This window comes from Catenulispora pinistramenti, assembly GCF_018274385.1.
GTDB lineage: Bacteria > Actinomycetota > Actinomycetes > Streptomycetales > Catenulisporaceae > Catenulispora > Catenulispora pinistramenti.
Genome location: NZ_JAAFYZ010000060.1, coordinates 38,610 through 49,974, shown reverse-complemented (window position 1 = coordinate 49,974; position 11,365 = coordinate 38,610). Strand labels below are relative to the sequence as shown.

At 69.3% G+C, this 11,365-nt stretch carries 8 protein-coding genes; 2 read left to right on the top strand and 6 right to left on the bottom strand.

Features of this window, described 5'->3' with window-relative positions:
• The 6 genes from KGQ19_RS19180 to KGQ19_RS19155 all read right to left on the bottom strand — a co-directional run.
• The coding region (locus KGQ19_RS19180; protein WP_212010567.1) for a class I SAM-dependent methyltransferase at positions 1-908 on the bottom strand (908 nt) is incomplete at its 3' end.
• Positions 905-2,011, bottom strand: a complete 1,107-nt coding sequence (locus KGQ19_RS19175) for an NAD(P)-dependent alcohol dehydrogenase (protein ID WP_212010568.1) — start codon at positions 2,009-2,011, stop codon at positions 905-907. The genes KGQ19_RS19175 and KGQ19_RS19180, both read right to left, overlap by 4 nt.
• A 55-nt stretch (positions 2,012-2,066) precedes the next feature.
• Positions 2,067-3,467 (bottom strand): aldehyde dehydrogenase family protein, encoded by a 1,401-nt coding sequence (locus KGQ19_RS19170; protein WP_212010566.1) that lies wholly within the window; start codon positions 3,465-3,467, stop codon positions 2,067-2,069.
• A 9-nt stretch (positions 3,468-3,476) separates the two neighbouring features.
• Positions 3,477-4,274: a (5-formylfuran-3-yl)methyl phosphate synthase gene (locus KGQ19_RS19165; protein ID WP_307856454.1), complete on the bottom strand. Its 798-nt coding sequence runs from the start codon at positions 4,272-4,274 to the stop codon at positions 3,477-3,479.
• A gap of 23 nt (positions 4,275-4,297) precedes the next feature.
• Positions 4,298-4,834, bottom strand: coding sequence for an EF-hand domain-containing protein (locus KGQ19_RS19160; protein ID WP_212010565.1), 537 nt, complete (start codon positions 4,832-4,834; stop codon positions 4,298-4,300).
• Positions 4,835-5,356: 522 nt separating this feature from the next.
• Complete coding sequence (locus tag KGQ19_RS19155; RefSeq protein ID WP_212010564.1) at positions 5,357-6,754, bottom strand: glycoside hydrolase family 76 protein; 1,398 nt, start codon at positions 6,752-6,754, stop codon at positions 5,357-5,359.
• Between the two features lie 244 nt (positions 6,755-6,998).
• Between KGQ19_RS19155 and KGQ19_RS19150 the strand changes: the two genes are divergently transcribed.
• Together KGQ19_RS19150 and menC are read left to right on the top strand one after the other, a co-directional pair.
• On the top strand, positions 6,999-10,172 hold the full coding sequence (locus KGQ19_RS19150; protein WP_212010563.1) for an alpha-N-acetylglucosaminidase TIM-barrel domain-containing protein: 3,174 nt from the start codon (positions 6,999-7,001) through the stop codon (positions 10,170-10,172).
• A 34-nt stretch (positions 10,173-10,206) separates the two neighbouring features.
• Positions 10,207-11,316, top strand: coding sequence for an o-succinylbenzoate synthase (gene menC / locus KGQ19_RS19145; RefSeq protein ID WP_212010562.1), 1,110 nt, complete (start codon positions 10,207-10,209; stop codon positions 11,314-11,316).
• Positions 11,317-11,365 lie beyond the last annotated feature (49 nt).

The window sequence follows — 11,365 nt, the reverse complement described above, 5'->3', positions numbered from 1 at the left end:
CCCCCACCCACCTTCTCCGCAAACACCCACCGATTGCCAGCCAACGCATCATTCGATTCAGGCAGCGGCCCCCGCCCGAGCCGCCGAGTGAAATCGAAGGGGATATGGACCGTCGTGGACCAACCCCTCTGCGCCAAGGCGCCCGCGGAGTCGGGCCGTGGCTCCTTCGCGAACAGGTGCAGCAGGTCGATGCCGATCTGCTCTCTCGTCGCGGTGTACAGCGGGCTGTCCCGGTACTCCATCAAGTCCTTGTCGAGTTTCACCTCGAAGGCCAGCGCGCTGCCCGGCGCGGCCAGGCGGTCCAGCGCGTGGATGAGCTGCGTCTCGGCGGCGCTGGGTAGGTAGAACAGGAGGCCCTCGGCCAGCCAGGCGGTTGGTGCCGTCGGGTCGAAGCCGGCGGTGGTCAGTGCTGTGACCCAGTCGGCGCGGAGGTCGATCGGGATCGGGATGCGTGTGGCCTTCGGGGTGGCCGCCAGGCGGTTGAGGACCTTGTGCTTGAAGGCCAGGACGCCTTCTCTGTCGATCTCGAAGATCACGCAGTCGGGGGGCCAGTCGAGGCGGTATGCCCGGGAGTCGAGGCCGGCTCCGAGGAGGACGACTTGGCGTGCGCCCGCGTGTACCGATTGGTGGAGGAAGTCGTCCAGGACCCTGGTTCGTAGGCCGAAGTAGCGTGCGAAGCGGCCCCACAGGGGGTTGGCGTCGCCGTCTGGGACCTGTTGGGGGTGGACGGGCCAGCCCGCGGAGGCCGGTGCGGCGCGGACGAAGTGCTCGGCGTAGGGGTCCTGGGCCAGGCTGTCGGGGCGGTGGGTCTCGATCGCGCGGGCCGCGGCGACCAGGAGGGCGGTGACGCCGATGCCGTCGTCCACGCCTCCCTCGCCGCTGTTCCGCTGCGGCACGTCGACCGTCATGGGTACTCCTTCTCGGTTCGCGGTATCAGGACCGGTTTGACGACGCGGCCTGTCTGGCAGTCGTGCTCGGCCTCGTTGATCTCCTCGAGCGGGTAGGTGCGGATCAGCTGGTCGAAGGGGAAGCGGCCGGCCTGCCAGAGTGCTGTCAGCCGCGGGATCAGCAGGCCCGGCACCGCGTCGCCCTCGCAGATGTGGGACAGCTTCCGGCCCCGGTCGAGGGTTCCGGGTTCGAGCGGCAGCGTCGTGGGCAGCCGTGCCACCAGGCCGAGGTGGCCGGTTGGTCGCAGGGCCCTGAGTGTGTCGTTGATCAGCCGGGGTGAGGCCGTGGTGTCCAGCGCGTACCGCACGCCGCCGTCTGTCAGTTGCTTGATACGGTCGGGGAGGTCGGCCGTCCCGTACAGGGCGATGGCGCCGAAGCGCTCGGCCATCGCCAGCCGTTCAGGGTGCTGGTCGACGGCGATGGTCACGGCTCCGGCAGCGGTCGCCGCCATGACCGCGGACAGGCCCACCGCTCCCGCCCCGAGGACGGCGATGGCGTCCCCGGGGCCGGCGCGGAAGGTGTTGAGGACCGCTCCGGCGCCGGTGAGGAATCCGCAGCCGAGCGGGCCGAGCAGTTCGACGGGCAGCGCGGGATCGACCCGGACGGCGTTGCGGGCCGGGACCATCGCGTACTCGGCGAATGAGGACTGGCCGAACCATCGGGGGGCCAGGGGGTTGCCGGCCGCGTCGGTGAACCGCCCGGCGTTCTCCTTGCGCCCGCCGAAGAGGTTGAGCTCGGCGAAGGAGCCGCAGTAGGCGGGGGAGCCGTTGATGCAGGCGCGGCAGTGTCCGCAGGAGTCGAAGCTCAGCACGACGTGGTCGCCGACGCTCAGCCGCGTGTCCGGACCGCCCGTCTCCACGACGACCCCGGCGCCCTCGTGGCCCAGGACGGCCGGCAGCGGCGAGCGGCCCGCGGAGCGGCGAACCGCGAGGTCGGTCCGGCACATCCCGCAGCCTGCGATCCGGACCAGGATCTCGTCGGCGGCCGGCCCCGCGTTCAGGGTCACCTTCTCGAGGGCGAATCGGCTCTCGTATGAACGCAGTACCGCCGCACCGAACTGAATGCCCGCTGGAACCCCCGCCGGAACGCCTACCCGAGTGCCCGCCGGAACGCTCACCTCACGCCTCCTGGGGCCGGTGCACGACGAACGGCCTGAGATTCCCGGAGAAGCCCCAAGGGCCGCCCGCGACCCCGACGCCGCTCTCCTTGATTCCCGCGAACGGCTGGGCAAGGGAGAGCTCGCCGTGATGGTTGATCCAGACCGTCCCGCACTCCAGCTGTTCGGCCACCGCCTCGGCCCGGTCCAGATCGGTTCCCCACACCGAGCCGCCCAGCCCGAAGCCGGTGTCGTTGGCCGCCTCGACCGCGTCCTCGACACGTCGATAGGCGAGCACCGGCAGCACCGGGCCGAACTGCTCTTGAGTCACCACCGGGCTCTCGGACGGGACGTCGGCCAGGATCGTCGGGGCGAAGAAGTAGCCCGGCCGGTCGAGCCGGTGTCCGCCGGCCGCGGCGCGGGCGCCGTCGGCCAGGGCCCGGGCCGCATAGTGCTCGACGCGGGCGAATTGAAGGGCATTGTTGATCGGGCCCAGTTGCGACCCCGCTTCCAGCCCCGGCCGCACGACGGTGCTCTTCGCGCGCTGCGCGAGGGCGTCGACGACCTCGGAGTACAGCCGGGCCGGGGCGTAGACGCGCTTGACCGCCATGCAGATCTGCCCGCAGTTGCGGAACGCCGCCCAGAACAGCCGATCCGCGATCTGCTCCACATCCACGTCATCGAGCAGGATCGCGGCGTCGTTGCCGCCCAGTTCCAGGGTGACCCGGGCGAGAGAGGACGCCGCGCCCCGCGCCACGGCGCGGCCGGTGGGAATCGAGCCGGTGAAGGTGACGTGGCGGATGCCCGGGTGGGACGCGAGGCGCTCGCCGAGGGGTTCGCGGCCGGTGACGACCGTCAGCACGTCCTCGGGCAGGGCTGTGGCGAGCACGGATCCCAGCATCCTGGTGGCCAGGGGCGTGAACGGGGAGGGCTTGAGCACCACCGTGTTGCCCGCGGCGAGCGCGGGGGCGAACTTCGCGGAGGCGAGTTGGAGCGGGAAGTTCCACGGGACGATCGCGGCGACGGGCCCGAGCGGTCGCCAGCGGACCTCGCTGCGCACCGGCCGGCCGTCCGTGATCGGCTGGGTTCCCGGGCGCAGCGCGGCGAAGTAGCGCAGGCGCGCCGCTGTGCGGGCGACCTCCGCGTATGACTCGGGCAGCGGCTTGCCCTGTTCGCGGGTGAGCAGCGGAGCCAGGTCGGGCCCGGCCGCCTCGACCGCGTCGGCCGCCGCGAGCAGCGCGGCGGCGCGGGCGTCGGGGTCGACCCGCCACCCGCGCCAGGCCGTGTGGGCCCGTTCGACGATCGCGTCCAGTTCCTCAGGCTGCTGATCGGGCGCGTCGTCGAAGGGCTCGCCGGTCGCGGGATCGAGGACCGCGAAGGTGTCGCCGTGCCCCTCGTGCGGGCGACGGGGCTCAGTCGTCATGTCGACGACTCAGTTCCCGGCGGCGACGGTCGTCTGCTCGCGGGCATCGGGGGCGGCGGGGGCATCGCGGGCATCACCAGCATCGCGGGCATGCCGGTCCATCTGCGCCCGGAAGGCGGCCACCAGGTGCGGTTGGATCCGTCCGGTATTGCGGTCGCCGCGCTCGCAGACCGCCCCGCGCACGCCGACGATATCCGTGCCGATGCCGGTGAGCGTGCCCAGATCGTCCACCCCGACGCTGCCCGCCAGCGCCGCGAGCAGGCCGGTGTCGTGGGCCCGCCGGACGAACTCCGCGCAGAGCTCGGGCGGCACATGGTCGAACAGCCGGGTCCCGTCCTTGATCGCGGTGTCGAGCATGGCCGCGTCGCAGCCGGAGCGGCCGGCGATATCGGGCAGCGCGAGCGGGTTGACGCAGCCGATCCGGTGGGCGTCGGCGTACCCCGAGGCGACGACGAGCGCTTCGGGCCGGTAGTCCTTCACCGCCCGCACGACGCCCCGCATGACGGTGATGGCCTGCTCGGGCGTCGTGCATCCGTAGAGGCCGACCTTGATGTACGTGGCGCCCGAGACGACCGCGCCGAGCGCCGCCTGGGCGACCGTGCCCGGCTTGTAGGGGACGTCCCCCACGGTCGCGGACACCGGCTTGTCCGCCGGGACGACGTCGCGGATCTCCCTGATCACCCACGGGAAGTTCGCACCGAGCGAGCCCTCGTCCGGCTTCTTGACGTCGACGATGTCCAGGAACTGCGCCGCCTTCGCGCAGTCGCGGGCTTCTTCGACGTCGGCCGGGGAGATGAGCAGCAGCACCGAGCTCTCCTTTCGGTGGGCGCTCAGCGCGCCTGCGCCGGTATCAGGTGGTTGCCGCGGGTGTCGCCGTTCTCCGGCTCGTAGAACTCCACGATCGCCGCCCGCCACACCTCGACCTCGATCTGATCCTGGGCGTTGGGCTCGAAGGAGTCGAACAGCGCGTGCAGGTTCTCGTGCCCGAAGCCGATCGCCTTCATCAGCGCCTCGAAGACGGGGCGCTCGATGAGCCCGTCGCCGTCCGGGTCGCCGAGTGCGGACAGCGCATCGGCGAACTGGTCCACGGCCGGCCCGAAGTGTTCCGGGTTGAGCACGAAGGGCCGGAACTCCTCGACGGTGATCCGTCCGTCGCCGTCGTCGAGCTCGGTGGCCATCGTGGCCCAGTAGCGCTCGAAGGCGGCCCGGATCGCGTCCTTCGCCCCCTGGTCGGAGCCGGTCGCGGCGGTGACCACCCGGTTCGTCATGAGCTCGATGTCGGTGGCCTCGATGAAGCCGTTGCCGTCGGTGTCGAAGAGCTCGAAGACGTGCTCGACCCGGCTGGCGGCCTTCGGGTGATGGTTCATGGGGATTCCGGCCTTCTGTTGTTTGGTGACCTACTTGTCTGATTGTCGGCTCCGGGGAGTGAATTCGTATACTGCGACGGCCGGTATTCACTCGAACAGTTGACCCCGCACTGGCGCGCCATGGCGCGCGTGATCTGACGCGCCCCGTTCCAGCTTCGTGACCGGGGCCGTGGTCGCCGCCGACGGAGGTTTCACCGCGATCTAGCCGTCACAGCGTCAGAGGCCGTGCTCGATCGCGGTGGCGTTCGGCGTGACGGTACCGGCGGCGGCGCTCTGGAGCGTGTCCGGTCGATCAGTGACTTGGTCTGGGTCGGTCGTTGTTCTTGGCATGGGGCGAGGTGGTCTGCGTGATGCCGAGTGGTAGCGGTTGCGGCCGCTGCTGCCGGGCAGGTCGACTGGGACATCCTCCGGCGCGGCATCGTCGGCCGCGCCGGAGGCTGATTCGTGCGGCCTGTGGCCTGAGGGCAGAATTCCGCAACTGTCAGCCCGCACTGTCAGCCCGCACTGGCCAACAGGCAACTGTCATCCCGCGGCGTTCAGCAAGTCCAATGCGCTTTGCTGGCGGGCGGCGTCAATGCTGTCGAGCGGGCCGGCCCAGTGGTAGCCGTACTGGTCGAGTGCGTCCCGGTCGTTCTGGTAGGCGCTGTTCACCTGGCTGGTGAGGTAGGCGCTGTACGGGTGGTTGGAGAGCGTGGTGTTCAGGTAGGACAGGCCGCGGACGTAGGCGCCCTTGAATGATGGGCCGTCTCCGCCGCCGTTGGTGCCTGGTTCGCCCGGGTCGGTGAGTACGCCGTTCGGGTTGAGGGCGGTGCTGGTGGTGGAGGCGTTGGCCAGGGCGGTGGCGCTGGTGAGCAGTGAGCTGTCGCCGGTGGCCTTGTACAGCTCGGTGAGGCCGCCCAGGATCACGCCCTGGTTGTAGGTGTACGTGGGCTGTCCGTTGTTGGCGCAGCCGGAGGTCAGGCCGTCGTTGATGAGGTGGGAGCTGTTGATCATGCCGCTGGCCTGGAACCAGTTCCACTCCGCCTGGGCCCGCTGGAGGTAGACGGTGTCGCCGGAGACGCGGTTGTGCAGCGCGGCGGTGAGTCGCAGGTAGAGCTCGTTGGGGATGGCGTTCTTGTAGGTCTTCGCGGTGCTCCACCACACACCGCCGCCACACGTGGAGTCCCAGTACTGGGCCATGTAGTTGGCGTCGGTCTCGGCGGTGGCGAGGTAGCGGGTGTCACCGGTCAGGTCGTAGGCGTCCACCCAGGCCAGGCCCCACCAGCCGGTGTCGTCGATGTAGGAGTTGGTGAAGTTGCCGCCTTGCGCGTTGATGTTGTCGTTGTAGGTGGTGGACACCGCGTACTCGTAGCTGTTCATGCCGGTGGCCCGGATGTTGTCGATGACCGCGGTGAGCGCGTTCGCCGAGTTCCACCAGCCGGTGGTGTTGAACAGGCCGGTGGAGGTGTTGTAGAACATCATCTCCGCGGTGGCCGCGGCGCGGCGCCGGTCCGCGGCGTTCCAGGTGGTGCGGGCCCAGGGGGTGCAGGCGATCTCGGCGCGGTCGCCGGCCTTGCCGCAGGCGCGCATCGCGCCGACGCCCAGGTTGTTCCAGTCGTCGTTGTTGTACATCAGGGTCCGCCAGCCGCGGTCGCCGCTGGGGACGGTGGTGTCGCCGATCTTGCTGCCGGAGGACCAGGTCTGCCCGCCGTCGAAGGACCGGTCCATCCAGACCTCGTCGCCGGGGTTCCCGTTGTCGATGCTGGCCCACATCATGTCGTCGTTGTCGTCGGAATGGAGCACGATGCTGCGCGAGTAGATGCTGGTGCTGACCGGCTGCCGGTCCACCGGGGACAGCGCGGGGTCCCGTGCGTCGCAGTACTTGTCGCAGATGGTGGCGGCCCGTGCGGGGGCGGCGACCGCCAGAGGGACGAGTGTCATCAGAAGACTGAGGATGAGCATTAGAGAACGCTTCACTGTGAAGACGTAGCAAGGCGTCAGGGAAGCGTCAATACGCAGATGACGGCACGCGTCACCGCCAGGCGCGACAGTGCGGTGGGCTGCTTTCCGGAACCAGCCTCTTGACAGAGTCTCAAGGCCGCTGGATGGTAACGAACGTTCCGTTACTAACTCTGGTAGGTGCCGATCGGCCACTCTGGCTGCGCCGTTCGAGAGAGGACTGTCCATGGCGACCCATGCGAGACGCCGTCTACGTTCCCTGATGATCGCGGCCGCCTGTGTGCTGACCGCGGTGGTGGGTGTGCCGACAGCCGCCGCGAGCGCGGCACCGGACCGGCCGGGATGCGGCCGGTCGGCGGTCGGCACGGAAGCAGAGTCGGCGCTTTTGTCGCGGGTGATCGGGCCGGCGGCGAGGCAGGTCTGCTTCCAGGTCACCCCGGCCGGCGGACCGGAGACGTTCTCGATCCACGGCGTCCCGGGGCGAATCGAGATCCGGGCGTCGAGCCTGTCCGCCGCTTCAGAAGGCGCTGGCTGGTACCTGAAGTACGTCGTTCATGCCGACGAGGGCTTGGGGGACTTCCACCCGAAGGTTCCCCACGTCCTGCCCGCGCCACCAGAGGCCATCACCCAGTCGTCCAACGCGGCGAATCGGTACGAAGGCAACGACACCCAGGACGGCTATACGAATCCTTACATGAGCTGGGCCGAGTGGCAGAACCTGCTGGACATGTACGCGCTGCACGGCATCAACCAGGTCTACGTACTGCCGGGCACCGACGCGGTGTACGAGAAGGTCCTGGAGGACTACGGCTATACGGCGGATCAGGCGCGCGCATGGATCCCGCTCTCCGGAACCCAACCGTGGTGGGTGATGCAGAACCTTTCCAACGACACCGCGCCGATTCCCCAGTCGCTGTTGGACGCCGACGCCGCCCTGGCCAGCAAGATCGTTGAGCGGTGCAAACAGCTGGGCATCACCCCGGTGATACCGGGCTACTTCGGCACCGTCCCCACCGACTTCGCCGCGAAGAACTCCACCGCGGACAACGGGAATCCGCCCTACGTCGTCCCCCAGGGCACGTGGGGCGGCGCGCAGCGGCCGTCCTGGCTGGCTCCGACCGACCCGCTGTTCCCGAAGGTCGCCGCCGACTACTACAAGCAGGCCGACACGCTGTTCGGCGGCAGCACCATGTACCGCATGAACCCCCTGCAAGAGGGCGGGAACGCCGGGAACATCGACCCGGGCGCCGCGGCCGGCGCCATCATGACCGCCCTGCAGGCCGGCGAGCCCGGGGCGACCTGGATGCAGCTCGGTTGGCAGGCCAACCCGCGCTCCAGCGAGTTGAACGGTCTGACTCCCGCGCAGCTCTCCCATCTGCTCATCGCCGACGGTACGACCGACACCGGCTCCTCCATGCCGAACCGCGACGCCGACTGGCCGAACACGAACTGGCTGTTCGGCACCATCCCGTTCGGCGGCGGGCAGACCGCGATGGGCGGGAACGGACAGGTGTGGCTGGACCGCTACTTCGCCGAGCTGGCCAAGGGCGGCGGTCACATGACCGGCATCGCGTTCCAGCCCGAGGGCGTCAACGATCCGGCGGCGTTCGAGCTGTTCGCCGAGATGCCGTGGCACGCCACCGAGTTCGACCTCGACACCTGGCTGTCCCGATACGCGCTCGGCCGGTACGGCACGAACCAAGCGAGCGCCGCGTGGTCGGCCATCGCCAAGGCCTACGCCAGACCGGTGAAATGCTGCGGTCAGGAATCCCCGCTCGGCCGGACACCGTCCCTGACCGACAGCACGGCGCCGAACTTCGACGTCCAGACGTTCGCCACGGCCCTGCCGCTGCTCACACCCGCGGCGCGATCGGCGACGCAGACTGCTGCCTTCGACTACGACCTCGCCGACGTCGCCAACCAGGTCGTCACGGACTGGGCCAACGCCGAGCTGCCGCAGATCGGCAACGCCTACCAGGCGAAGGATCTGACGAAGTTCAATGCCCTGACTCAGACCTGGCTTCAGGCGATGGACCTCGACGACCATGTACTCGGCACGGTCCCGGCATTCATGCTCGGTACCTACGTCAGGGACGCCCTCGTCGCCGGTGACGACCCGACCGAGTCCGCCGCCCTGCGCTCCAACCTGCTGCATCTGTGGACGACCTGGTTCAGCGACTCCGGGTCGTCGGCCGGCAATGGGGATCTTCAGAACTACGCGGCGCACGTCTACTCGGGGATGGTCAACAGCTACTACGTGCCGAACTGGCAGTTGTATTTCAATACGCTGAGCACGGCGCTCGCCGACAACACGGCTCCGGCGCCGATCGACTGGCTGACCCGCGGCGATCAGTTCGCCTCGGCCTCCACGCCGTTCCCGACCAGGCCGACTGGTAGCACGGTCGCCTTCGCCAAGCAGCTCACCACGCTGTTGTCGATAGCCCCGATCACCTCGCCGAAGATCACCAGCCCGGTCAACGGCTCCGCCCTCGCGACGTCGCTGCCCACGGTCACCGGCACCGGGGTGTCTGGCGCGACGGTCAACGTGACCGAGAACAATGCACTGATATGCTCGGCCACCGTGACCGCCGGCGGTAGTTGGCTCTGCACGCCGTCGGCGCCACTGTCCACCGGCTCGCACACACTCTCCGCCATCCAATCCAACAGCGCGGGACAGTCCTCCAACGCCACGACGGTCTCGTTCTCCGTGGGGACCGCACCAAGCCTGGTGGACGACTGGACGTTCGACAGCCAGGCGAACGGCGTCATCCAGGACACCGGCAGCAGCCACTTCAACGGAACCGTCACCGGCACGACGACGCTGGTGCCCGGCAGGGTCGGGGATGCGGCGAAGTTCGACGGCACGGCCTCCCCGATCGTCACCTCCGCGCCGAATCTCCAGACGCCTTGGGCGGTCGGTGCCTGGGTGAACCCGAGCGCGAGATCCGGTAGCGCGAACCTGCTCGATGGTCCGCGGGTGCAAGGCGACAGCTCGCTGAAGATCCAGCAGAACGGCACGTCCGGGTTGGTCGGGGCGACGTCGTTCTATGTAGAGGACTACTCGGTCGACTACGCGGCGCCGCTCAACACCTGGACCTACCTCACCTACGTCGATGACGGCAGCCAGATCACGGTCTACGCCAACGGCACGGCTGTCGGGGCGATTCCGGCTAGTTTCGCCCTCAGCCGCGCTGACATCGGCAGCAACCAGAGCAACGCCGGACTCGACGCCTACACCGGGCTCATCGACCAGATGAGTGTTTTCGCCAACAGCCTCACGCCGGGTCAGGTGGCGGCTTTGTATAAGTCGGCACAGTCGGGCGGCACCGGCACTGGCAGCACTGGCACTGGCACCGGCACTGGCACCGACACTGGCACTGGCACCGGCGCTGTCCGATGAAGCTAAGGCGACTGGTTCGCGGCAGAATGACGGCATGAAGCTCGAGCGCGTCGAACTGCGCCGGATCGACATCCCGCTCAGTACGCCCTTCCGGACCTCGCTGGGCCTTGAGCTGAATCGTGACATCCTGCTGCTGCGCGCCGACACCTCTGAGGGGCCGGGCTGGGGCGAGTGCGTCGCCATGCCCGAACCCGGCTACTCGGAGGAGTACCTCGACGGCGCCGCGGAGATCATCCGGCGCTTCCTCCTGCCGGCGGTGGCCGCGCTCGACGAGCTCACACCGGCTCGGGCGGCTGCCGCGATGGCGGCGTTCCCCGGCCACCCCATGGCCAAGGCGACGGTCGAGATGGCGGTCATGGACGCGTGGCTCAGGGCGCGCAGGACCTCCTACGCCGACCATCTCGGCGCGGTCCGCACGGTCGTGGACTGCGGGGTGTCGGTGGGTATCGCTGACACGATCGGTCTGCTCATCGCAGAGGTCTCCGGCTACGTGGACCAGGGCTACCGCCGGATCAAGCTCAAGATCGAGCCGGGCTGGGACCTCGAACCGGTCCGGGCGATCCGCGAGCGCTTCCCGGACATCGCGCTCCAGGCCGACGCCAACGCCGCCTACACCCTCGCCGACGCCCGCCACCTGGCCGCCCTGGACGCCTTCGACCTGGTGATGCTGGAGCAGCCGCTGGGCTCCGGGGACCTGCGCGACCACGCCGCCCTGGCCCGCATGCTGCGCACCCCGATCTGCCTGGACGAGTCCATCACCTCCGCGCGCGCCGCCACCGACGCCATCGGCCTGGGGGCGTGCGCGATCGTCAACATCAAGGCCGGCCGGGTCGGCGGCTACCTGGAGGCGCGACGGATCCACGACGTCTGCGTCGCGCACAGCGTGCCGGTGTGGTGCGGCGGGATGCTGGAGACCGGGCTGGGGCAGGCGGCCAACCTGGCGCTCGCGGCACTGCCGGGCTTCACACTTCCCGCCGACATCGTCCCCTCCGAGCGCTACTTCGCCACCGACGTCACGGCGCCGATCCGCATGAGCGAGGGCCGGATCGCGGTTCCCGGCGGGCCGGGTCTGGGGCTGGAGCCGATGCTGGAGGTTGTTGAGGGGTACACGACGGATGTGGTTACGGTTACCGGGTTCAGCTGATCGCTGATCGCTGACCGCTGACCGCGCCGCCGACTGGGATCGGTTCGGG

Excerpts from the sequence above, each read along its gene's own strand:
- KGQ19_RS19170 (WP_212010566.1), bottom strand. The coding sequence starts at position 3,467 with ATGACGACTGAGCCCCGTCGCCCGCACGAGGGGCACGGCGACACCTTC.
- KGQ19_RS19160 (WP_212010565.1), bottom strand. The coding sequence starts at position 4,834 with ATGAACCATCACCCGAAGGCCGCCAGCCGGGTCGAGCACGTCTTCGAG.
- KGQ19_RS19155 (WP_212010564.1), bottom strand. The coding sequence starts at position 6,754 with ATGACACTCGTCCCTCTGGCGGTCGCCGCCCCCGCACGGGCCGCCACC.
- KGQ19_RS19150 (WP_212010563.1), top strand. The coding sequence starts at position 6,999 with ATGGCGACCCATGCGAGACGCCGTCTACGTTCCCTGATGATCGCGGCC.
- menC (WP_212010562.1), top strand. The coding sequence starts at position 10,207 with ATGAAGCTCGAGCGCGTCGAACTGCGCCGGATCGACATCCCGCTCAGT.